We start from the raw sequence: 24,008 nt of genomic DNA, 5'->3' as shown, positions 1-24,008 counted from the left end.
CCTGTTAACTGTTGACTGTTAACTGTTGACTGTTGACTATTGCCTGGATGTGCTCTGCAACTGCATCCGGCTGTTCTAACATAGCCAGGTGTCCACACTCAGGAATTTCGATGACATTATCACCACAATATTGAAATAGTCGATGAAAGCTAGCTAGATGCCGCACATACTTAGGTTCCATAACTTTGTCTTCGGCACCAGCTAAAAAATAAACTGGCTGCTTAAGCTGAGATACTAGTTGGGGTAAGCGGTTAATTTCTTCTTCAGTTGTAGAGTCTAGCAGTGTTCCTAGAGCAGCTTCCGGGTCAGCTACAACAAAATCAATCACTCTCTGACGCGCCCAATAGCGCTCTAAGGGACGTGCCACACTCGCTCTGGTAAATAGCAAATCAATCAAAGGCATCTGAGATAACCAGCGCGGCCGAACTTGCAAAAATTTCTGACCTGCTGAGCGAAACTGCTCAAAAGCTTCTTTAAGATAAATGCCACCGCCTGCATTAATACAGATAACTCCCTTAACACACTCAGGCATTTGAGCAGCTCCCCAAAGGGCGATCGTGCCTCCTAAAGAGTGACCAATTAGCCAAGCACTGGTAATATTCATCTGTTGCAAGAGGACTGTTAAATCTTGAGCATAGGCAGCAGGAGTATAAAGAGAATCGAAAGTTGAGCCAACCACACTATTGGAAATAGAGTTTAGGCTCGCAGAAGTTGGTATTTGACTAAAATCGGTTTTTGCGTGAGATTGGGACTCACCAAAACCCCGCAAATCATAAGATAGGCACTGCAAATCGGTTGATAGACGAGAAATCACAGGTTGCCAGTATCCACGGCTATTGAGCCAACCGTGGATAAACACTAAAGTATGGGGGCAGGAAGACATGGGAGCTGTAAGCTCGTATGCGTGTGGAACGCCCAAGATTTCGATGTTTGCCATACTTTTATCGTACCCTTAAGGGCGAGTGCGACTAAATATGGAACTGGAGAGGCAAATTAAAAATTTGGAATTTTGCATTTTGCATTTTTAATTGCATGTTTATTGACCTAGCAACCTCTGTCGCACCCCTTCAGCAATTTTGTGACCCAGATACTCAGGAATGAGGCTTTCATTTGGCCCCAACAAGTAGAGAATTAGACGTGTACGTCCGCGCCAAACCAACAAATTGGCATTGACTACCAGCAGGTCTTCCTGCCAGATGGCGTACATTACTTTATAAAATAATCCTGGTTGATTATCGGCTTCAACAACTAAAGCAGGAAGATGAAAGACCGGATCGACGTAAAACTCTGTTTGTACCTGCTCTAAGCCAGTGTCAAGGTTGAATTCAACCGCTAGCATCTCTTCTACCTCAAACCGCCCTCCTAGAGCCTCGCGAATGGCGCGGCAGACATTTTCTGCGGTTTTATCGGTCAGCGCTTTGCTGCCACGAGATACCAGCAGCTTGATAAAAACTAACATTGGTGGTCGGATCTGACCATATAGACTTAAGCCGTGGATAGTCAACCCATAAGCTGCCAGCACACCAAAAATATCGCTGAGGAGAAAAGACTGGTTACGGTAGGCAAAATGCAGGGCACTCTTGCTACCTTCCGGTTTCAGTTCTATAACAGCGCGTCTAGTTTTATAGAGACGGTAGGCTAACCGCAAATTTTGCAGTTGAATCTCACTGCTGACAAATTGCTCATAAAACTGAGGAAACGCTCGGTTAAAGCGCTTTAGGAGTTCCAGTGTCGAGGATTTTAAACCAGAAGCCATTGTTAGGTGTAAGACTCGCTTGCTTTCGTGTCATTAGGGAACTAGGAAACTGGGAGCACCCTCTGGAGATAAGGGGCAATGGGTAATAGTGACTGGGGACTATGTAATATCGTTTCACTTTGAGGTTGTCCAGTCCCTAATTTCCAATCCTCAATACCTCTACTTATGTACAATTCACTCTCATATCCTCCCTTTTGGTGAATTTCTCCTAGGCTTTACAACAAAATGCTAAAGTTGAAAATGATTGGTGTGAAACACGCTCAAACTAGCTCTTACCATTGCAAATCCCGAAAATAACCGAAAAACTTTGAGTATTAGGGAGAAAAATGGCAGTAGCTATGTTAAGCGTAAATCAACACTCTTGAGAGTGGAAACCAATTCAGTTATACTACCCGAACCGCGTTGGCATGGGTTTTTGGAAAACTTGGTTTAGTACTCCTGAATCTGTAGCGACAACTAGAACAACTCCTTTTGAAGAGCATACAGCGGAAACTGTGGGTAACTCCAGCCCTAGTAGCGTTGGCGAAGCCTCTCAAAAAGAGACTCGCATCGTCTTCAGCACGGAGCGAGACATTGACCTGTATGAACTAGAAGAACTTTGTGATGCAGTTGGTTGGTCGCGTCGTCCTCTAAGAAAAGTCAAAAAAGCCATTGAGCATAGTTTTCTCGTTGCCTCAATGTGGCAAGTACGAGGAAACCAAAGGCGGCTCATTGGCTTTGCCCGTGCTACCTCGGATCATGCGTTTAATGCCACTATTTGGGATGTGGTAGTTCACCCAGACTTTCAAAATCAAGGACTGGGAAAAGCGCTGATGAAATACGTGCTCAAGAAACTCAGAAGTGAAGAGATTAGCAATGTTACTCTCTTCGCTGACCCGCATGTCGTAGATTTTTACCGAACAATGGGGTTTATGGCCGATCCAGAAGGGATCAAAGGCATGTTTTGGTATCCTCACTGATGCTCACTCTAAATAAAACAGCTTGCGCTAAGAAAATCAGCTATGATAGTTAAAGTCTATATTTAGTAGGTTTGGACAAGCTCAACCGACACATAAGCAAGTATTATGTTTTGTAGAGCTTAGGTCAGCTTAAAACTTTTATTAGTGTAAAGATAAAATTAACTATCATCTTTACAAAAAATAAAAAGTGTGAGCAATAAGCTGCTTCATCTGATATAATTACGATGAAGCCCGCTTTTATGATTGGCAAGCCAAAACCAGATCATAAATAATGTAGATCTATCTAAACGGGATGTAGCGCAGCTTGGTAGCGCGCCTGCTTTGGGAGCAGGATGCCGCAGGTTCAAATCCTGTCATCCCGATTTTATATAATATTCAGTTAATAAACCCTAGATACATTAGTAAATCTGGGGTTTATTGATATATAAAATAAAAAAATCAAAATTTACTCTGTTTTAATTAGAGATTGACTAGAGGTTTTATTGCTAAAATGTGCATTTAAATTGCTTAGTTTCCCGGAAAAGACAAATTTTACTTTGCTACTATTATGCCGAATCTTAAAGACTAATAGGTACGTTAGATGGCTAAGGAGTAAATTACTTCTAAAATCGTGTTTTGTATAAATTCGAGCACATATTAAACTAACGGCAGGTGGAACGATAAATTAAGAAATGGCGTCACACGTATTAGACAAAGGCAATAAAATGGCATTCATCACATTCAGGGTTACAGACATTTTTCATTGCTTGAGAAGACATACAACAGGCATCCATAGCATTTTGCAGTGAATAGCAAGGCGAAAAAAAAGGAAAACACAACTTTAGTACAGTCAATTTTTTGACCATTGACAGTTAACAGTCAACAGCTACCATGAGTTTTTTACAACTCAAGTAGATTGCTATATAACTAAAACAAGTTAGTGTTGTGCAAATCCAACCATTTATCTAACGTAATTGAACTATTGATACGAGGAGTAGTTATGAAATCATTGGTTCGCTGGAGCGCGACATGGGGCTTAATCGGTAGTACTTTACTGGGAACAGTACTTGGTGCAAGTGTGCCAGTGCTAGCATTGTCAGAACAACAAATAAAAGAGAAATTAGACTCAGTACCGGTTTACTTGATTACTAACGACAAAGGTTTACCGCTAAGTCGTGCGTTACCTGAAGGTCAAAATGGTCAAAAAGGTGGTGGTTCGGTGACGGGCGTTTATATGAGTCGGCAGGAAGCCCAGACTTTTATCAACGAACTAAAGAATGCAAAAGGCAAAGACCCCAAAATGGACGAAATGGTGAAAAACCTACAAGTTACACCAGTGCCAATGGGAGTGATATATCAGCAATTGCAACAAACCAAAAACCAACCAAACCGTCTTTTGTTTGCTTTTAAACCTGTCGAGCAAGAAATTAAGGGAGCAATGGAGTTGTTGCGCCAAAGTGGGCAACAGGTAACTCAGTTTAAGAGTGTGCCTGTTTTTGCTGTCAGATTTGCACCAGATAAGGGGTATGTACCCATTAAACTGACAGCTGATAATCAGCAACTTATTCCTTTATTCTTGAGCAAGCAAGACGCACAAGGTTTATTGAACCAAGTGAAGTCAAAGAATCCCAAGGCTGATATTCAAGTAATAGACGTAGATGGGGTTATTAAAACTTTACAAGATAAAAACGATCCTTGGTTGAATCAAGTTGTGCTAGTGCCGTCTCCAGAATCTAGAGAATATATCAAGACGCTGCCTAGGAATAACAACACACCTAAGACCCCTGCTGCTCCCAATCGAAATAATTCACAGCCTGCAAAGCCTCAGCAACGTTAAGGGATGGCAAAGCAGCAGCCAAAGGTAGTTTCTGGTTTACAACTTTGGCAGTGGCGTTATGAGGCAATCCAAGCGGCGATCGCCTCTAATGTCCCACCAGCAGAAGTGGATTGGCTTCTGCAAGAAATAGCCGGGTTAGATCGTTTGGCGCTTCGTTTGGAGTCTTTTAAAAATTGGCCTCAGATTCAGATGGAGCAGCCTCTAGAAGAGTTAGAGCAACTTTGGCAAAGGCGACTACATGACCGCTTACCAGTACAGTACATTGCGGGAGTCACACCTTGGCGACAGTTTAAAATCGCGGTGTCGAGTGCAGTTTTAATTCCCAGACCAGAAACAGAGTGCTTAATTGATCTAGCTGTAGCGGCTGCTAGCAGTGTGTCAGGACACTGGGTAGATTTGGGTACTGGGAGTGGCGCGATCGCCTTGGGACTAGCAGATGTCTTACCAGAGGCAACAATTCACGCCGTTGATTACAGTCTCGAAGCTTTAGCGATCGCACAAACTAACGCCCATAATTTAGGTTTTGCTGACCGTATTAGATTTTATCAAGGTTGCTGGTGGGAGCCATTAGAAGTCCTCAAAGGTCAGTTTAGTGGTATGGTGTCAAACCCGCCTTATATCCCCACCAGTATCTTGCCTACCCTGCAACCGGAAGTCGTCAACCATGAACCACGTCTAGCTTTGAATGGTGGCGCTGATGGCTTAGATTGCATCCGCCATTTGATAGAAATATCTCCCAGTTATTTGCAACCTGGTGGCGTGTGGCTAATTGAGATGATGGCAGGACAAGCGGATGCAGTACGAGAACTTCTACAAAATCAAGGTAGTTATTGCAACATTCAAATTCACGCTGATTTAGCTGGAATTGAACGCTTTGCCCTTGCCTATATTAGTGCTGAGTTATGAGTGTAGAGTTATGAGTTGAGAAGTAGCGCTTAACTTCTGACTCCTGACTCCTAACTTTGTAAATATGACCCAATCTCTAGAAACCCTAATAGCTGGCGCGCGTGCCGGCCTCTTAGTGAGCTTTCCCACAGATACCGTTCCTGCACTTGCAGCTGTACCAGAGAGAGCAGAATTAATTTTTGCAGCTAAGCAGCGTAGTCAGGACAAACCTCTGATATTGATGGCAGCTAGTGCTGAGGATTTGTGGCCTTATGTCAAAGGTAGTGAAACGGAGTATAAAATTTGGCAAGAAATAGTAGATAAATATTGGCCGGGAGCATTGACCTTAGTCTTACCAGCGAGCGATCGCCTACCAAAAGTCATGAACCCCATTGACCCGACGACAATTGGTATCCGAGTGCCAAAAAGTGCGATCGCCCAAACTATTTTGAAGGAAACAGGCCCTCTTGCAACCACTAGCGCTAATTTATCCGGTCAGCCGCCTTTAAAGACGATGGCAGAAATTGAGGCTACATTCTCCCAAATTCTTGTCGCAACTACAGATTACCAAGATGAAATGCCTGGAATTGGTGTACCTTCCACCGTTGCTAAATGGACAGGGATAGATTGGCAAATTTTGCGTCAAGGTGCAGTTAAGTTAGATTTTTCGACTGGGAACTAGCAATAGATAGATATAATGTTATTTTCCTCATTTTGGTCTGATATCTTGTAGCTAAATTTCGTGAGCAAAGCCGACTCCTAGAAGACTCTGTTGGATTGATTAACAATGGGGAAATCTGGAACTTTATTTTGCGCTGTTGTGGTCAATTAATAAGTTGAAAATTAGCAAACTATGAATTGGAGCAACTGGATATACCTAGGAGTAGGACTAGCACTGGGGTTGGGTTTTCGTTGGTTATTTGCGCGATCATTAAACGCTTCATCTAGCTCATCCCCAGTAGCGCCATTAGAGCAACAGCATGTGCCATTAATTCAGCAGCAAATTCAGCAAACGCAGCTGGCGTACCAAATGGCAAAGGAAATGAGCCAGTTTAAAGCTGGCTTTTTGGCACGGACTACTCATGAATTGCGATCGCCTCTTAATGGTTTAATTGGCTTGCATCAGTTAATTTTGTCAGATCTGTGTGAAGATCCAGCAGAAGAACGAGAATTCATTGCCCAAGCTCACGAGCGGACACTAAAATTGCTCAAGCTAATGGATGAAATTCTCAGTGTTGCTAGAACCGAACATGGTACTAACAAATTGGATATTCAACCCAGACCGTTAGCCCAAGTTTTGGAGGAGGTTTATGACTTAACTTATATGCTGGCAGCAAATCGCAATTTTTCTTTACAAATGTTGCCCGCAGATTCAGAAATTTATGTTTTGGCAGATCACCGTTGGCTGCGCCAAGTATTGATAAATTTAGTGGACACTGCTATTTCTCAGATGGAAGAAGGCAGTATTAATATTTCAAGTAGCATTATATCTACAAATAATTTGGTTCATATTTGGTTAGATGTGCCAACTCATGCTATGCCCTGGAGTGAATCAATTGATTTGATTAAGTCTGGAGACAAGCTACCTCAGACTGACCAAGATAATGCCAGTCTTTCCCCAGGAATGAAACTATTACTCAATCAAACTTTGGTGGAAGTTATGGGAGGAAAGTTGGAAATCTTGCCTTATCCAATTGCGAAGGAACCAGGTGAGCAGTTTATTAGATTACAAGTATCTATCCCCCTAGTGATTTCTGAAGCTGTTCTGTAGCAGACAGGGCATCAATATTAGCTTGGCTGCATAACACCATCGTGGTGGTAGTGTTGGGTTGGAAACCAATTTTTTCGTAGAACTCCTGCTGGTGAGTGGTCATCAGGTATATACGTTCAACCCACTTCATGCGGGGATGACTCAGAACTGTTTGTACTAAATTACTTCCTACTCCACTACCACGATATTCTGGATGAATAACAACATCCCAAATTGTGGCGCGATATATGCCATCGGAAGTAGCTCTGGCAAAACCAATGAGTCGATTTCCATCCGAGACAGAAATTACTGGGTCACTATTGGCAATGGCTATGCCTAAATCCTCAAGACTGCGTTCTTTTGCCCAGAAAGCTGAAATATTGAACAGTTCTTGGAGTTGGCAAAGGTCAATTTCAGACTTGCGATCGCTAAATTGAAGCTGAGGATAATTCATGTATAGCACCCAATTTTGGTAATATCTTGGTGATTGTTAAGTCATATTTTGCTATGAAGCGCTAAATATTTATCTACCAATAACTATTTAAAAATTCGAGCATCAATTCAAATATTTAATGACAAACCCACTTCCATAAAGGATGAGTTGCTCCCTGCTGACGTATTTGAAAAACTTGTTTTTCTAAACGTTGCCTTTCCTGTTGTGGTAGTCCCAGTAAGATATTCCGACTTTGCCAAACTAAAACAGCAACGGTCATCCCAATACAAAAGCCTAAACCCAGAGTAGACAGTGGATGATAGAAGAGTCCATATCGCACTGCTACCCAGGTAAAGTATTGTTGCCAGAGCGCAATTTCTCCACGTAGATTCCACAAGCAAATAGGTGCAATGGTGAGCCACAAGCAGCCAACAAATAGCCACCTGCCATATACTGTCAACCGATGTAACCTTTGCACCTGTTGAGCGAAAGCTGGGTCAGTTATTGAAGGTTGTTCGGATTGATCCATAGGCTATAGATGGGGGTAGGAGAGTGAGGGAGCAAAAGAGCAGCACTTTTGAGAGGCTGCGCCCCAAGCGTAACTATGCCGCAGGCTTTATGGCTTCTCTACAAGACGCTACGCGCAGCTAGCTTGCTTCCCCGTAGGGGTACGCTCAGTGAGCGGGGAGGCAGGGGGGGCAGAGGAAGAGAATAATTAATCACAAATGACTAATGACAAACAACTAATTACTAGTGGATGTATCAATCGACTCAGCGTTAGCCACCGCTTGAGCTTGACCGCTACGCTCTCGCCACAAAGTCAGAAGAGTGCTGGCGATGAAAATACTCGAATAAGCTCCGGCAGTGAAGCCAATAATTAGAGCTAAGGCAAAGTTTTTTAGTGTTTCGCCGCCAAAAAGAAAGATCGCAAACAATGACAGCATTGTGGTAAAGGTCGTATTGATAGACCTTGCTAGGGTTTGGTTAACAGCATCATCCACAATGTCAGCAATTGGTCGATTAGGATTTATTTTCAAGGTTTCACGAATGCGATCGTAAATCACCACAGTATCGTTAACTGAGAAACCTGTAATTGTCAGTAGAGCAACGATGAAGAGGCTATCTACTTCAGTACCCAGTACTAAACCCAAAATCGAAAAAATTCCTGCCGTAATTAGGACATCATGTAATAGCGCAACGATCGCAAACACGGCATAATCTAGCTGGAAACGGAAGCTCAAGTAAATAATGATGCCTATAAAGGAAACTGTCAGAGCTATGATTCCAGATCTAAATAGTTCTGCCCCCAGAGTCGGGCCAACTGTGTCAAGTTGGTTTTTTTGCTCATCAAAAGTGCCTACTTTTTCGCTTAAGGCCTTTTGTAAGTTGGTACGCTGCTCACGATCTAAGTTTTTTGTCCTAATTAATATGCCGTTTTCTGCGCCTGTTTCTCTGTCAGCAACAATTTGGATACTGCTGTCACCCAATCCCTCAGCCCTAGCTATTTCTCGGACGACATTGATATCAATTGGTTGATCGCAGTTACCAGGTTTAGTACAATCCCGTTCAAACTGCAATCGTGTACCGCCGACAAAATCCAAACTAGGACGTAGGGGAGCGCGAATGCTTGGGTTTTGCCAAGAAATCACCATTGAAATGATACCAGCAAGGATGATGGCACAAGAAATAGTCCACCAAAGCGATCGCGATTTGTTAATACTCAGTTTCATCGCGCCACCTCTGCCTTATTTGATGCTGGCAAGTTCGGACAGAAAAGTTCTGGTTTCCGCAGTGCGGGAATTGTATATGCTAAAAACATGAAGGTGCGACTACAAGTAATGGCGCTAAACATACTCACTGCTACGCCTAAAGCTAAAGTTAGGGCAAAGCCTTTCACCAAACCAGCCCCTAGCCAGAATAGTGCGGCACAGGCAATGATTGTGGTAACGTTACCGTCCAAAATACTGGAAAAGGCGCGGTAAAAGCCAGATTCTATAGAACGATACAGGGATTTGCCTGCTTGCAATTCTTCCCGTGTCCGCTCAAAAATGAGCACATTCGCATCCACCGCCATCCCAATACTGAGGATAAAACCGGCAATTCCTGGCAGGGTTAGGGTGACACCCAGCAAAGCAAAGGTAGCCCAAGTCAACAAGGCATATATTAGTAATGCTACATCGGCGATTACTCCTGGTAGTCTGTAGTACACCACCATAAATATTAATACTAAAGTCAAACCACCGATACCTGCATAGATACTGCTAGTAATACTGTCTTTACCCAAGGTTGCCCCAACAGTGCGGATCTCTGCAATTTCTACTGGTACGGGTAATGCCCCACCGCGTAGCTGTACGCCTAAGTCGTTGGCTTCTTGTGCCGTAAACCTGCCTGTAATTACCGCAGAGCCACCAGTAATACCAGTAGCAGCAAATTCTGGGCCAACGGTAGGAGCGCTAATTAGTTCATTATCGAGAAAAACACCGATGCTCCGCCCAGTACCGGCAAGACTTTTTGTCAATTGGGCAAACAGTTCACCACCATTTTGGTTGAAGCGAATGGCAACATTCCAATTGCTGCCTTGAGAAGTGGGTTCGCCGTAGGCATCTTGGAGGTACTTGCCAATTAGTGGCGGGTTGGTGCTTTCAAACAATTCAGCGATCGCTTGATTATTTTTCTGTAAGTCTTCTTGATTTTTGGCAATAGCTGTTTTGTCGTTGCTCTTTCGCAACTCTTCTTGCTTTACCTTCAATTCGGCTCTTGATGTTTGGAAAGCAAACAGTTGAGTTTCGGTTCCAGCCTTTTGCGTGCGGAACTCTAACTGTGCCGTACCTCCCAATACTCGTTCGGCTTGCTCTGGATCATTGACCCCTGGAAGTTGCACCAAAACCTTGTCTGTGCCAACTGTTTGGATTACTGGCTCAGAAACACCGAGGCCATTAATCCGACCTTCGATGACTTTCTTCACACCTTCTAATTCTCGTTCGGTGATTTGAGGAATTTCCGCTGATGGTTTCACCTGAATTGTTAGCTGTGAACCTCCACGCAAGTCAAGCCCCAAAGGTATGGGAATTGTGGCAATCACCGCTATTGCGGCGATTACCAAGACTAAAATCAAGACTAATAGCGATCGCTGTCTTTGCATACCATAACTCGCAACTGACAAAGGCTATAATAGCGCTCTTTTATCGAGTTATGAGTATGAGTTAGGGGATGGGGCATTGAGCACTTGTACTGAGCGCAGCCTCTCTTAGAGAAGTATTGGGCATTGGGCATTGATTATTTATTCACTTTGTCCCCAGTCCCCAGTCCCCAGTCCCCAATCCCTAGACTCGCTGGGCCACCATTTTTTCTACAGCTTCGACTATTTGCTCTGGTTGGACAATTGTCAATCGCTCCAGATTACCGTTGTAAGGCGTAGGGATATCTTGGGAAGAAAGCCGCAACACTGGCGCATCTAATTCATCAAACAAGCGGTCATTAATTGAGGCAATAACTTCTGCTCCAATACCCGCAGTTCGCATGGACTCTTCCACAACAATCACTCGATGGGTTTTGCGTATGGATGCGCCGATTGTATCAAAATCTAACGGTTTAAGTGAGATTAGATCAATTACTTCGGGGTCATAACCTTCTTTTTCCAGAGTTTTTACCGCTTGCATCACATGATGCCGCATTCTGGAATAAGTGATAATTGTGACATCTTTTCCTTGACGTACAACTTCTGCTTTATCCAAAGGCAGCAGATATTCTTCTTCTGGCAGGTCTTCTTTTAAGTTGTAAAGTAGAACGTGCTCAAAGAACAACACTGGGTTATCATCGCGGATAGCAGATTTTAGTAATCCTTTAGCGTTTCTTGGTGTGGAGCAGGCAACTATCTTTAAGCCTGGTACAGCTTGGAAGTAAGTTTCTAGTCGTTGAGAATGTTCTGCTCCTAGCTGCCGTCCTACACCACCAGGGCCCCGAATTACCATAGGAATTTTAAAGTTACCGCCAGAAGTGTAGCGCAACATCCCAGCGTTGTTGGATATTTGGTTGAAGGCTAGCAATAAAAAGCCCATATTCATGCCTTCGATTATGGGTCGTAACCCAGTCATGGCGGCTCCTACTGCCATGCCAGTAAAGCTGTTTTCAGCGATGGGAGTATCTAAAATTCGGAGTTCGCCATACTTTTGGTACAGGTCTTTGGTAACTTTGTAAGAACCGCCGTAGTGTCCTACGTCTTCACCGAGAACAAAGACACTGGAGTCACGCGCCATTTCTTCATCAATGGCTTCCCGTAAGGCGTTAAAAAATAGTGTTTCTGCCATTTAGACCTTTAGTACGATTATGGTTTTAGAATTTTATCGTGCCGTTTTGGCAATTACCGTGAGCGATCGCACTAGTTAGAGATTAGGTTGTTTGAACTAATCGCTCCAACTACAGAGGATAAAAGGTTAAAGGTAAAAAGATTCTGCCTTTTTCACTCCTCTGCTCTCTGATTGCTATTTTGCCTCTAGGCAGGGATTAATTATCGAGATAACTATACCAAAGCTGTTCCCCAAACCAGAAATAAGCGTAAATATACTGTAAATTATGCACTGACAATGTATTAGAAAGATAGGGCAACTTTGCTAGTTTGAGCAGCTTCGTACAGGAAAACTTTGTCACCAAGAGATGTTGATACAGTAATAATTAAGACTAATCAACAATAAAATGTTGGAAATTTACTTTGTAGTACATTAGTATTAATTATTTAGTCGATTACTCTAAAGCAACCGCACTGGAGTAAGCGAAAGCATAAGTTAGATTTTATAGCTTTTCTGAAGTCTCGACACAAAATAAGATACTTACTAAACTTCATCTAGGGCGTAATCAGGTGTAAAGTGGTGAATCAGTTACGTGAGATACTTGATTATCAGGAAAGCGTTTCGGTCTTCCTGGTTTGCGTTTATGCCGCTGATTAATTGACTTTTCACTTGCCGCTGCCAATTCTTCAGGTGTACATTTGAATAGACGCAAAGCATCTAAATATTTTTTTGGCGTCATTGTCGGTTCAGTACGCCCAGCCTCCCAATTGCGAACACTAGTCTCACTGATTGCAAGCCTGAAGGCAACCTCTGCACGGCCAAGCCCCGCACGTTCTCTCAAGACTTGCATATCCATATCTAATGCTTCCCTTGAAAATCAAGAATATTCTAAATCAATCAACTCAACATTAAATGCCAATTTGAGAAAAATTTATTAACTATCTTCATTTTATCAGCGATCGCCTCCCACTCTGGCAAACAAGGTAAACCTTTACTTATGTATTATCACGGAGGAAATCTGCATAAAACGAACATTTGAAAGATAGCAAACTAACGGAAGTCACGTCAAACTAAGAAATCTGTTGTAAGTAGATTCGTATAATTAAACATAAAATAAAATCTTAGTTCGTAGTAAGCGATTCATCGCTTAAAACAAAGACTATCAGGACTAAAGTCCTTACTAAAAACTTTAATTATTTTATTGATAGCAAAATACGCCTGGGATAAGATATTTTGCATCACCGATAACCTTTATAGATTCGTTCCCTAAGTTTCGTATGCTGTGAGAAAGCCTTACCCACAGCATGATAATAAACCTTTATCTCAATGGTGATTTAGAGAGATGGAAGTGACGAAGGAGAAAAGGATAAAATCTATAAAAGTAGAAAATTTTAACTATAAGTACAAATATTGTTGCTAAAGTGACGGCTGATGGAAAGTTAGAAATTCCTCCAGAGGTGTTGGCACAGCTTCAGCCCTTTACTGAGTATGAAATCTCAGTTACGGAAGATGAGATAGTTTTCACAAAAACTTATAAACGATTAACACTACAAGAATTAAGAGAACGAGTCAAAGAGGCTGGTTCAGATCCAAATCAACCAACGCTTGAAGAAATCAGTCAAATAGTCAAAGAAGTTAGACAAGAACTTTGGACTGACAAATGAGGGTTGTAGTTGATGTTAACGTTTGGATTTCAGCATTACTGTAGGGAGGAGTGCCAGATAAAGTTGTGATACTGGCACAAAAACAGACAATAACTATATTTGCTTCTGATGCTTTATTTCTGGAACTAGAAACTACTTTACGTCGTCCAAAGTTTCAGTCCAAAATCCAGTCTTTAAATTTAAACTTAGAAGATGTGATTGAGGCCACAAAAGATGTGCTACAGTCTTGTCTAACTATCTCTGTAGATGCGCCTCAATTACGCGATCAAAAAGATAGTATAATTCTGGCTGCGGCTGTTGCAGCAAATGTCGAAGCAATTGTTACTGGTGATTTAGATTTATTGATATTAATAGAATTTAACGGAATTCCAATTTTGACACCGCAAGATTTTCTAAGTTGTTATTTCTCAGACTTATAAATAGAAGTCTCGGAAAGAACTTAAAAGTTATCGAATAACTAAATTTTATAGCTGGTGCGATCGCATCTCTAAAATACCCGCTCGAAAGGCTTTTTGCGATAACGCCGATAAATATCAAAATCAAGTGCTGTAGTACGCAAACAAAAACCCGCTATCCACGAGTATAAGCCGATAGTAGGTCATGGGTGGCACTTGTTGAAATATTCTGCGATCGCTTTCTTACGGTTTGAGTGTTTAGATAAATTCGCACTAGTTACAAGCCAAAATACAACAATCTCACGCCCAGACACCAAAACACAAAAAAACTCTGCGCCTCCGCGTCTCTGCGTGAGATTTACCACAAAATTAGTATTCAAGATGACTACTTTACCGCAACCATCGCGCCGCATCTTTAGCATGGTAAGTCAAAATCAAGTCAGCGCCAGCGCGTTTAAATCCAGTTAAAGTTTCCAAAACCACCCGCTCCTCATCAATCCAGTCATTGAGAGCCGCAGCTTTAACCATTGAATACTCACCGGAAACATTGTAAGCGGCAACTGGTAAATTACTCGCTTCCTTCACCCGCCAGATAATGTCCATGTATGCCAAAGCTGGCTTAACCATGAGCATATCAGCACCTTCAGCAATATCCAGTCCAATTTCTTTGATGGCTTCACGAGCATTACCTGGATCCATTTGGTAAGTTCTGCGATCGCCAAATTGCGGTGCTGAGTCTGCTGCATCCCGAAATGGGCCATAATAAGCTGAGGCGTACTTAGCAGCATAAGACAAAATCGGCGTGTCTTGAAATCCTGCCTCATCCAAACCCACACGAATTGCCTGCACAAAACCATCCATCATCCCAGAAGGTGCGATGATGTCAGCACCAGCTTTTGCTTGGGAAACCGCTGTTTTCTTCAGCAATTCCAAGGTGGGGTCATTCAAAACCCGTCCTGTCAAATCACCCACTTGCAGATAACCGCAGTGACCGTGACTGGTGTATTCACACAGACATGTGTCTGCAATGATAATTAAATCTGGTACTGCTTCCTTGACAGCAGTAGCCGCTTTTTGTACGATGCCACAATCATGCCAAGCGCCAGTAGCATCTACATCTTTATCCGCAGGAATACCAAATAAAATAATCGCAGGAATACCTAAGTCATAAACTTCTTTTGCCTCTTCGACAATTTTATCTACCGAAAGCTGATAAACTCCCGGCATTGATTTGACTTCATTGGCAATACCCTCACCGGGTACGGCAAACAGAGGATAAATTAAATCATTCGTTGTTAATACAGTTTCGCGCACCATCCGGCGCAATTGGGGATGGGTACGCAGACGACGGGGGCGATGTGTCGGAAACATAGAGCTTTTTAAAGGTAAAGACTAAGCGGGTCAATGCTGCACCCTGGTGCTTACTTGTCCCATGAAGTATGGTACGACGCCCTTAAGCCAAGTATTCACACTATTAATTATTAATTATTAAACATTAACATCTACTCCAACAAGATAAGTGTTCCTTAGTTATGGGTAACTAAATGCAAACTGTCGAGTAGGTTAGCTTTATCCAATTGATAACGTACTATTTGCTGTATGAATGCATGGACAACTTGAACATCTACAGTGAAGCTGATGTATAAAACAACATCCAGTTGCATATTTTATAGAACTGCTTACCACAAGTTAGAGCACCTTTTGCTACTTACTTGAAAGCAAATAACATCAGACACTTTTAAATAAAATTAATGGACACAAGACAAAGCGTCACAAAAGTAAAGTTAAACGCTACTGCTGTCAGACAGACTACAAATAGTGCTTAACTGTCCCTTGCCCTACTCTTCATGAAGTTGTGGGGCAATTTTGTATTTTACAGCTTGGTTGACATCTTTTGGACGAATTGAAAGAAACAATTTAAAAAATCTGACCAAATTAATTAATCACGGAAATTGGGTAATGAAGCATTGTTTCAGAAACTAGATTACTCAATACCATAATTTGTGCTATAAAATTCGGAAAATCAAAGGATAGCGAAAGGGTGTATCAGGATTGCTAAAAACCTGTGCTAATGCCCAAATTGTTAGTCCCCAGTGCAATAGATAGCCAAGACCTGCTAGTGGTAACAGCAAGCCAAATGTTATCCAAACCAATCCTGTAATAATGAAGCCATAAAACCATACATTAAGGTGGAAATTGATGGATTCTTTGGCGTTTTCCTTAACAACAGGATCATCTGATACAAAAAATATGGCCACAGGTACACCTACAGATATAAATGCAGTGCTAAAAAAAATGGCTCCATGAGACAGAGCGGATAAAAGCTTTCGTTTATCTGTGTCGTACATTCTTTTCTCCTATTAAACAGGCTTTCAATTATATTACGACCCGATCGCGAGCATCATTGTCTTAAGATTGAAAGACTTGCTAGAGTCAGAAAAAATTAAGTTAAGTTAAGTAAAAAGCAAACAAATACAGTTATGTCAACTGAACTTCAGTCTGAACTGCATCATGCAGTCGAACTTCGGCGCAACTTTGCGATTATTTCTCACCCCGATGCGGGTAAAACTACACTCACAGAAAAGTTATTACTATACGGAGGCGCAATTCACGAAGCTGGGGCGGTGAAGGCGCGACGAGCACAGCGTAAGGCTACCTCCGACTGGATGGCGATGGAACAACAACGGGGTATTTCTATTACCTCGACGGTGTTGCAATTTGAATACCGGGACTGTCAAATAAATTTACTAGACACCCCTGGACACCAAGATTTTAGTGAGGATACTTATCGTACCTTAGCCGCCGCCGATAATGCAGTGATGCTAATTGATGCCGCCAAAGGTTTAGAACCCCAAACCCGCAAACTATTTGAAGTTTGTAAACTGCGGGGTCTGCCCATTTTTACATTCGTGAACAAACTCGACCGTCCGGGAAGGGAACCGCTGGAACTGTTGGATGAGATTGAGCAAGAATTGAAATTGCAAACCTATGCGGTAAACTGGCCGATTGGTATGGGCGATCGCTTTAAAGGTGTTTTTGATCGGCACAAACAACAAATTCACCTGTTTGAACGTAGCGCCCACGGCAGCAGAGAAGCCCGTGATACGATAGTAGAATTAGGTGATCCGAGAATTGAAGAACTGCTGGAACAAGACCTTTACTATCAACTGAAAAATGATTTAGAACTGTTAGAGGGAGTTGGGCCAGAACTAGATTTGCAGTTGATACATCAAGGCAAAATGACGCCAGTGTTCTTTGGTAGCGCCATGACTAACTTTGGGGTAGAGTTATTCCTTAAGTACTTCCTTGACTATGCCCTCAAACCCGGTTCCCACCACAGTAGTGTCGGTGATGTCTCCCCTACATACCCGGAGTTTTCTGGGTTTGTTTTCAAGCTGCAAGCAAACATGGATCCGAAGCACCGAGATCGTGTGGCTTTTGTCCGGGTCTGCACTGGTAAGTTTGAAAAAGATATGACAGTGAATCATGCCCGAACTGGTAAAGTCGTCCGCTTGTCTCGTCCACAAAAACTCTTTGCCCAAGAAAGAGAATCGATTGATGAGGCTTATCCTGGTGATGTAATCGGTTTAAACAATCCCGGTGTATTTGCGATCGGGGATACAATTTACACGGGGCAAAAACTGGAATATGAAGGGATTCCGTATTTTTCGCCAGAACTGTTTGCGACTCTCAGAAACCCCAACCCCTCGAAGTTTAAGCAATTTCAAAAAGGCGTTGCAGAATTGAGAGAAGAAGGTGCTGTGCAAATTATGTACTCAACTGATGAAGCCAAGCGCGATCCAATTATGGCCGCGGTGGGTCAGTTGCAATTCGAGGTAGTGCAGTTTCGCTTACAAAACGAGTATGGTGTAGAAACCATACTAGATTTATTGCCCTATAGTGTCGCTCGTTGGGTTGAGGGTGGTTGGGAAGCTTTGAATAAGGTGGGACGTTTATTCAATACCACTACAGTCAAAGACAGCATGGGACGCCCAGTATTGCTATTCCGAAATGAATGGAATTGCCAACAGTTACAGGGCGACCATCCAGAGTTAAAATTAAGCGCGTTGGCGAAGCCCGCCGTAGGCATCGCCCCAGTATTTTCCAGTCAACAACCAGTGGAAGAATAATTCACTCGACAGGACTAACCGGGCGCGGTTGATTTCCACGGCATCCGAGGTTCGCGCTTTTGCAAAAAACAAACGTGGATCACCTAGAAGAGATTGGAGTGCCAGAATTTGTATGCCTTCACATGCCGAATCGTCTTTGGAGGCTGGTTTAGTTGCCCTCAAGCAAGGAAATTACCAAACAGCGATCACTCAACTAGAACCTATTGCTAGCAACCAGGAAAATGGAACTGCTAGCTTGCAAGCCCAGGTTGGTTTAGTGATGGCTTATGCACGCAGTGGCGAAGTCCCCAAGGCGATCGCCCTGTGTCAAAATCTCACTGGGAGTAATCATCCGCAAGTTCAAGAGTGGGCAACACGCGCTCTCGAACACCTGACAAAACGCAAACAACGTAGTAAGGAATCTAAGGAATCAAAAAATTCCGAAACTGGATTTATCGCTTTTGATAATTCCCGTCCAGATTCTCCCCCAGCAAGTGCTGCATTAAAGGAAAAGCCGAAAGATCCTCCAGCAGAAGAAACTCAGAGCCACAAAATCTCGCCTCTGCCACCTAGTAGCCTCAAAGCTCCAGTTGTACCAGAGAAGCCAAAAGAGACAATAATAGAAACCAAGAGCCACGACATCTCACCCACTGCCTCACTAAATGGCTTCATGGGATCTGTGGGCCGCACACAAGCCAAACTATTTGGCGTTATTTATTGGCGACAAGCAAAACGAGCCAAGGCATGGCAACCCCTGCGTAAGCTGAATTTAATGCCCTTGCGGCTGCTGGCGGCTGGAACATTCATCGCCCTGTTTTGGGTGATCCGGGAAATGCTCAAGTTAGTCATGGGATTAACCAACCAGATTTTAGTCAAACTGCCATTCTTAGAGCCATTGCAGCTTTTGTATCGTGATCCTACCCCATTGTTGCTACTAATATTGGTGATTTTGGTTGGAGTATCACCCTGGTTGCTAGATTGGCTACTGGCAAACTTTTATGGACAGCGACAATTGTCCAAAGATGTATTGAATAACTATAGTCGCGAAGCAGTCAGAGTATTACAACGTTCTTGCCAACAGCGAGGTTGGCAGCTACCCAAACTGCGGATTTTACCAATGGCTGCACCAATTATTCTGACCTATGGTAACTTACCACATAATGCTCGGATTGTGGTGAGTCAGGGGTTGTTAGAGCAACTGGCAGATGATGAAATCGCTACTATCTACGCTACGCAGTTAGGGCATATTGCTCACTGGGATTTTGTTGTGATGTCTGTGGTGTTGCTGGTGACACTAATGATTTACGGGTTATATCAACAAGTATCGGAGTGGGGAAACAACATATCAGGAATTTGGCGCTGGCCGGTGACAATCTTAGCTAGTCTCGTTTATGGAGTGTGGTGTTTGCTAACTGGGACTGCTTTGTGGTTGTCGCGGTTACGGCTTTACTATAGCGATCGCCTCGCCGCTGAAATTACTGGTAATCCCAATGCTCTGATTCGTGCCTTAATCAAAATTGCTATTGGGATTGCGGCTGATATTGAAAAGCAAGAACACACCAGTTGGCAGTTGGAAAGCTTAAATCTTCTGACACCAGTGGGACAGCAACAAAGCCTTTCTTTGGGTACTATTGCCAGTCATCTATCTTTTGAATCATTCTTGATGTGGGATGCTCTTAATCCTTATCGCCGATGGTTTACAATCAACAATAGCCATCCTTTGATTGGCGATCGCATCAAACGCCTCTGTCAAATAGCTCGTCACTGGCATCTAGAAACCGAACTAAATCTTATTAGTGAGCAATCCTTAAAGGTTAAACGTCAGTCTTTCTTATTACAAATTGCTCCCTGGTTGGGAATTCCCTTGGGTTTTCTGTTTGCAGGAGTAATATGGCTGACTTGGCAAATAGCATTCGCACTCAAGTTTTTGAATCTAAAGTGGATATACGAAGATTGGTCTTTCATTACAGGTTGCCTGCTTATTAGCTTTAGCATTGGTACAGTAATGCGGATGAATTCTTTTTTTCCCGATATCAAACCTGCCACCGTACAAACTGACGACTGCTTACCCAGCTTATTAGCTGACCCATCTGCTCTACCCATTGACAGCATCAGCGTATGTCTTGTCGGCAAACTAATAGGTCGTCAAGGCATTAGCAACTGCCTGGCACAAGACCTAATCCTCCAGTCCAGCACAGGTTTGGTGAAATTACATCATATTTCTTGGCTGGGACAGTCGGTCAATCACCAAGACTTAATCGGTCGGCAGATTACTGTCACAGGTTGGTTTCGACGAGGAGCAACGCCCTGGATTGACATCCAAACTCTGCAAACTCAAAGTGGTAAAACCATTAACAGCCCTCATCCCATTTGGTCTACTGTCTTAGCAGTCGCGGCACAGGCTTGGGGTGCATATATTTTTCTCACAGGCTAGTTACTTTGTAAGTAGTAAGTAAATAAATAACTAACTAACAAATAACAAAGGACAAGTGACTAATGACAAACCAGAATGTAAACAAAAGTTGCAGGTTCTTTTGCCAAGTGTTACATTTATTTACATAATCAATAGCAACCAACATAACTCAGCGCCCCAGCTTTGTTATAGGTCTGGCTGCTTTTGCTGATACATCGACGTGTATTCTCCCAACACAGCAGCAAATCAACCAGCCAATGGCTGGTTTTTGTTTCCGAATATCCCCTCTTGAAAAAAAAATTGTCTTTTATGCTACGATGCGATCATACTATGGTTGGAAATGTATGCGCTGAACTAGCTACGTAGAAAATACCGTGATAATGTAAGGAATGGTATTTAATTCTGCGAAACAAGGCATTGAAGAAAGCGTGTATTTTGGCAGGCAGTAAGCTAATAAATTTACAATTCTTAGAATTAAGGTTTTATTAGCTCAGCATAGTGTGAGCTTTTGGATTAAACAAGCTTGAACCCGAGGAAAAACTGTATTGTATAGGTTGACAGTTTGGAATAAAAAAATTGGTTTATGGCAGTCTTGGTCAATAGCATCTATTTAAAAGCCAAAGCCAAGTAATTGTTTTCTTGCCTTGCCATGTTCATTCAACTCTGGAGGTATAGTTCATGTCCGTTCGCCTATATATAGGTAATTTGCCAAAAGAAGAAATAGATCGTCAAGAACTGCAAGCAGTTTTTGCAGATGAAGGTGATGCTGTCACCACTAAACTAATTAAAGACCGAAAAACTGGCAAATGCCGTGGTTTTGGTTTTCTTACGGTCAACAATGACGACCAAGCTGATCAAATAATTGAAAAGTACAATGGTCAATTGTTCAAAGATACAGCCATCAAACTAGAAAAGGCTTTACCTCGTACAAAGGGTGATGAGAGCGAAGAACAATCTGCTCCCAAAATTGCTAGTCCCAGTAGTAGTAGCCCTACTCCTAGCCCCAATAAAGAAGGTAGTCGTCGCGAGAAAGGCTCTAAAAAGCCGCGTCGTGGTAGTGGTGGCGGTTCCCGCGAAAGTACAAGTAATACAGACTCAGATGCTATTCGTCCAGATCCCCGTTGGGCTTCTGAATTAGAAAAGCTCAAGCAGATGCTAGCTGCACAAGCCACAAATTAATCCCCAAGGGAAATAAATTAAAAATTAAAAATCAGAATTGTTTTTTGATTTTTAATTTTTAATTATCAATTATTCCCTAGCTGCATAGTTAAAAGTACTTGCAGCTATTTTTGTGAGTGCGAATCGCATCTATGGGATGGAACATAGCCTTTGGCTAAATTTCTCTCATGCAAATTGTCTCGGCGCTAAATTTTATGACATTAAATGGAGTTTTTGCAAATATTCCAAAGTCTGAAGTATTAGAGTTAGGCAAAATAAAACTGTTCAGTAGAAATAAAATCTAATTGTTACATAGGCATATTTTACCAAAAACCGCCTTTATATAAATCATAAAAGTAGATGAAATGAAAGCTTCTTCAGTCTCCAACTGAGGGGGCTTTTATTTGTCAATCTTCATCGAAAGCTGCAATAAACTTTGTCAAGAAAGTAGATAAAGAGGAAAGCCGACCCACCGCATAGAGGATGTGGAAGAATCACCAATGCTCTATCCTTCATGCCCAAAAACTCCATCCTATAGCTTGAAAAGTTTTTAAGGCGTGGGAAAACTGCCTACATACTTTTTGCTTATGGGCAGAGTTTTTTATGTTTTCGCTTGTTCGTTTATAAACAACTTAGAGCAAATTTTATACAGTTATTTGCAGCTGAAAGTTGTCATATTTCATTATCGAATTACTTTAGTAAAATTTACAGTTTCAACTATTAATTAGTTTTAGTTTTTTAATAGATAAAATACTTCTTAAAAATACTAAATATTTAAGCTTTAAAACTAATACTATTTTGTATTATATCGCCACAGTAGTTGCTAACACAGCGATAAATAATGTGCTCATGCATATATCTATAAAAAATTAAAGTTGTGTTTATATTACAAAAAAAATAATTGCATCTACCAAAAGTATTATATGCAATAAATAAATTAAATACAAATACTTAATCAAAAAGTATACTTCTGGCAGTAGATGTATATAAATATTAGACATATTAAATTAAAATAAATATTACTCAAAGTTCTTAAATAATTCAGGTAAGCGTGCTAGGCGCAAACTTAAAACGGCCTGAGACTTTATTACCATCAGCAACACAGAAACTATGAACTCTACCACTGAAAAACACATCGCCTTGATTTCCGTCCATGGAGATCCGGCGATTGAAATCGGCAAGGAAGAAGCTGGAGGACAAAATGTTTATGTGCGCCATGTGGGTGAAGCACTAGCGCAGCTGGGATGGCAAGTTGATATGTTTACCCGCAAAGTTAGTCTAGAGCAAGACACAATTGTTCAACATAGCCAAAATTGCCGAACCATTCGTTTAAAAGCTGGTTCCCTTGAGTTTGTGCCGCGAGATCAGCTTTTTGGATATTTACCAGAATTTGTAGATAATTTTCTTGAGTTTCAAAAAGAAAACAGTATTACATATCAGTTGGTTCACACAAACTATTGGCTCTCTAGCTGGGTGGGGATGCAGCTTAAAAAAATTCAAGGGAGCAAACAGGTTCACACATACCACTCTTTAGGAGCAGTTAAGTACAACACGATAAAGACAATTCCTCTAATTGCTAGTAAGCGATTAGCAGTGGAAAAAGAGGTGTTAGAGACAGCAGAAAAGATTGTAGCGACGAGTCCGCAGGAAAAGCAACACATGCGATCGCTCGTTTCTCTTAAAGGCAATATAGATATAATTCCTTGTGGTACAGATATTCATCGATTTGGTTCAATTACACGAGAAGCAGCCAGATCTGAGTTAGGAATTGCTCCCGAAGCCAAAATTGTATTGTATGTAGGACGCTTTGACCCACGCAAAGGTATAGAAACCTTAGTGCGTGCATTAAACAAATCTAAGTTACGTGACTCTAATAATCTTCAGCTAATTATTGGTGGTGGTAGCACTCCAGGTAACAGCGATGGCAGAGAACGCGATCGCATTGAGAAAATTATTAATGAATTGGGGATGAGCGACTTTACAACCCTTGCCGGTCGTCTCAGTCAGGAAATCCTACCAACTTATTACGCAGCCGCCGATGTTTGCGTCGTTCCTAGTCACTACGAACCCTTTGGACTCGTGGCAATTGAAGCGATGGCAAGCAGTACACCAGTGGTAGCAAGTGATGTCGGCGGACTTCAATTTACTGTAGTTCCTGAACAAACAGGTTTGTTAGCACCACCAGAAGACGTAGATGCCTTTGCATCTGCCATTGATCGAATTCTCATCTCTCCAGAGTGGCGAGATGAGTTAGGGAAAGCTGGCAGAAAACGTGTTGAAACCAAGTTTAGTTGGCATGGTGTAGCAAGTCAGTTAAGCGAACTTTACAGCCAACTGCTGGAGCAATCAGTCCAAGAACCCGCACTACTCGCTCAATAATGCTC

22 protein-coding genes and 1 tRNA gene are annotated in these 24,008 nt (G+C 42.2%); 12 read left to right on the top strand and 11 right to left on the bottom strand.

Annotation, left to right across the window (positions count from 1 at the left end):
* Positions 1-4: 4 nt before the first annotated feature.
* Together FNW02_RS07815 and FNW02_RS07810 are read right to left on the bottom strand one after the other, a co-directional pair.
* The gene (locus tag FNW02_RS07815; protein WP_191756980.1) at positions 5-937 is read right to left on the bottom strand and encodes an alpha/beta fold hydrolase; all 933 of its coding nucleotides are present in this window, start codon (positions 935-937) and stop codon (positions 5-7) included.
* A 99-nt stretch (positions 938-1,036) separates the two neighbouring features.
* Positions 1,037-1,756: a hypothetical protein gene (locus FNW02_RS07810; protein WP_191756979.1), complete on the bottom strand. Its 720-nt coding sequence runs from the start codon at positions 1,754-1,756 to the stop codon at positions 1,037-1,039.
* Between the two features lie 407 nt (positions 1,757-2,163).
* Between FNW02_RS07810 and FNW02_RS07805 the strand changes: the two genes are divergently transcribed.
* From FNW02_RS07805 to FNW02_RS07780, 6 genes are all read left to right on the top strand, one after another.
* Positions 2,164-2,715, top strand: coding sequence for a GNAT family N-acetyltransferase (locus FNW02_RS07805; protein ID WP_191756978.1), 552 nt, complete (start codon positions 2,164-2,166; stop codon positions 2,713-2,715).
* Between the two features lie 288 nt (positions 2,716-3,003).
* Positions 3,004-3,077 (top strand) — tRNA-Pro (locus tag FNW02_RS07800).
* Between the two features lie 617 nt (positions 3,078-3,694).
* Positions 3,695-4,531: a Tic22 family protein gene (locus FNW02_RS07795; protein WP_191756977.1), complete on the top strand. Its 837-nt coding sequence runs from the start codon at positions 3,695-3,697 to the stop codon at positions 4,529-4,531.
* A 3-nt stretch (positions 4,532-4,534) separates the two neighbouring features.
* On the top strand, positions 4,535-5,437 hold the full coding sequence (gene prmC / locus FNW02_RS07790) for a peptide chain release factor N(5)-glutamine methyltransferase (RefSeq protein ID WP_191756976.1): 903 nt from the start codon (positions 4,535-4,537) through the stop codon (positions 5,435-5,437).
* A 64-nt stretch (positions 5,438-5,501) separates the two neighbouring features.
* Complete coding sequence (locus tag FNW02_RS07785) at positions 5,502-6,098, top strand: L-threonylcarbamoyladenylate synthase (RefSeq protein WP_191756975.1); 597 nt, start codon at positions 5,502-5,504, stop codon at positions 6,096-6,098.
* 171 nt (positions 6,099-6,269) lie between these two features.
* Positions 6,270-7,187, top strand: coding sequence for a sensor histidine kinase (locus tag FNW02_RS07780; RefSeq protein WP_191756974.1), 918 nt, complete (start codon positions 6,270-6,272; stop codon positions 7,185-7,187).
* Here the strand turns inward: FNW02_RS07780 and FNW02_RS07775 are convergent.
* The 6 genes from FNW02_RS07775 to FNW02_RS07750 all read right to left on the bottom strand — a co-directional run bounded on the left by FNW02_RS07775 (position 7,153) and on the right by FNW02_RS07750 (position 12,741).
* Positions 7,153-7,620, bottom strand: a complete 468-nt coding sequence (locus tag FNW02_RS07775; protein WP_191756973.1) for a GNAT family N-acetyltransferase — start codon at positions 7,618-7,620, stop codon at positions 7,153-7,155. The genes FNW02_RS07780 and FNW02_RS07775 overlap by 35 nt on opposite strands.
* A 115-nt stretch (positions 7,621-7,735) precedes the next feature.
* A complete protein-coding gene (locus FNW02_RS07770) occupies positions 7,736-8,128 on the bottom strand; it encodes a hypothetical protein (RefSeq protein WP_191756972.1) in 393 nt (130 codons plus the stop codon).
* Between the two features lie 214 nt (positions 8,129-8,342).
* Positions 8,343-9,329 (bottom strand): protein translocase subunit SecF, encoded by a 987-nt coding sequence (gene secF, locus FNW02_RS07765; protein WP_191756971.1) that lies wholly within the window; start codon positions 9,327-9,329, stop codon positions 8,343-8,345.
* Positions 9,326-10,741 (bottom strand): protein translocase subunit SecD, encoded by a 1,416-nt coding sequence (secD, locus tag FNW02_RS07760; RefSeq protein ID WP_191757103.1) that lies wholly within the window; start codon positions 10,739-10,741, stop codon positions 9,326-9,328. Before secD ends, secF begins: the two co-directional genes overlap by 4 nt.
* A 181-nt stretch (positions 10,742-10,922) precedes the next feature.
* On the bottom strand, positions 10,923-11,906 hold the full coding sequence (locus FNW02_RS07755) for an alpha-ketoacid dehydrogenase subunit beta (RefSeq protein WP_191756970.1): 984 nt from the start codon (positions 11,904-11,906) through the stop codon (positions 10,923-10,925).
* A 544-nt stretch (positions 11,907-12,450) separates the two neighbouring features.
* Positions 12,451-12,741 carry a helix-turn-helix domain-containing protein gene (locus tag FNW02_RS07750; RefSeq protein ID WP_191756969.1) on the bottom strand — a complete coding sequence of 97 codons (291 nt, stop codon included), beginning with the start codon at positions 12,739-12,741 and terminating at the stop codon, positions 12,451-12,453.
* A gap of 565 nt (positions 12,742-13,306) precedes the next feature.
* Between FNW02_RS07750 and FNW02_RS07745 the strand changes: the two genes are divergently transcribed.
* A complete protein-coding gene (locus FNW02_RS07745) occupies positions 13,307-13,549 on the top strand; it encodes an AbrB/MazE/SpoVT family DNA-binding domain-containing protein (RefSeq protein ID WP_348535376.1) in 243 nt (80 codons plus the stop codon).
* Positions 13,550-13,599: 50 nt separating this feature from the next.
* Positions 13,600-13,968, top strand: a complete 369-nt coding sequence (locus FNW02_RS07740; RefSeq protein ID WP_348535375.1) for a putative toxin-antitoxin system toxin component, PIN family — start codon at positions 13,600-13,602, stop codon at positions 13,966-13,968.
* A 366-nt stretch (positions 13,969-14,334) separates the two neighbouring features.
* On the opposite strand, the gene hemB is transcribed toward FNW02_RS07740, so the two are convergent.
* From hemB to FNW02_RS07725, 3 genes are all read right to left on the bottom strand, one after another.
* On the bottom strand, positions 14,335-15,315 hold the full coding sequence (hemB, locus tag FNW02_RS07735) for a porphobilinogen synthase (protein ID WP_191756968.1): 981 nt from the start codon (positions 15,313-15,315) through the stop codon (positions 14,335-14,337).
* A gap of 155 nt (positions 15,316-15,470) precedes the next feature.
* Positions 15,471-15,608: a hypothetical protein gene (locus FNW02_RS07730; protein ID WP_191756967.1), complete on the bottom strand. Its 138-nt coding sequence runs from the start codon at positions 15,606-15,608 to the stop codon at positions 15,471-15,473.
* 342 nt (positions 15,609-15,950) lie between these two features.
* Entirely contained in the window at positions 15,951-16,292 is a 342-nt protein-coding gene (locus FNW02_RS07725; protein ID WP_191756966.1) for a DUF4870 domain-containing protein, read from the bottom strand.
* 132 nt (positions 16,293-16,424) lie between these two features.
* Here FNW02_RS07725 and prfC point away from each other — a divergent pair, with 132 nt between their 5' ends.
* The 4 genes from prfC to FNW02_RS07705 all read left to right on the top strand — a co-directional run bounded on the left by prfC (position 16,425) and on the right by FNW02_RS07705 (position 24,003).
* Entirely contained in the window at positions 16,425-18,074 is a 1,650-nt protein-coding gene (gene prfC, locus FNW02_RS07720) for a peptide chain release factor 3 (RefSeq protein ID WP_191756965.1), read from the top strand.
* Positions 18,075-18,186: 112 nt separating this feature from the next.
* Positions 18,187-20,487 carry a M48 family metalloprotease gene (locus tag FNW02_RS07715; protein WP_191756964.1) on the top strand — a complete coding sequence of 767 codons (2,301 nt, stop codon included), beginning with the start codon at positions 18,187-18,189 and terminating at the stop codon, positions 20,485-20,487.
* 657 nt (positions 20,488-21,144) lie between these two features.
* On the top strand, positions 21,145-21,645 hold the full coding sequence (locus tag FNW02_RS07710; protein WP_191756963.1) for an RNA recognition motif domain-containing protein: 501 nt from the start codon (positions 21,145-21,147) through the stop codon (positions 21,643-21,645).
* A 1,089-nt stretch (positions 21,646-22,734) separates the two neighbouring features.
* Positions 22,735-24,003, top strand: a complete 1,269-nt coding sequence (locus FNW02_RS07705) for a glycosyltransferase family 4 protein (RefSeq protein ID WP_191756962.1) — start codon at positions 22,735-22,737, stop codon at positions 24,001-24,003.
* Positions 24,004-24,008: the final 5 nt, after the last annotated feature.

The sequence above is a fragment of the Komarekiella delphini-convector SJRDD-AB1 genome (assembly GCF_014831675.1).
Taxonomy (GTDB): domain Bacteria; phylum Cyanobacteriota; class Cyanobacteriia; order Cyanobacteriales; family Nostocaceae; genus Komarekiella.
The sequence above is the reverse complement of the archived record's forward strand: the minus strand, read 5'-3'. Positions and strand labels throughout refer to the sequence as shown.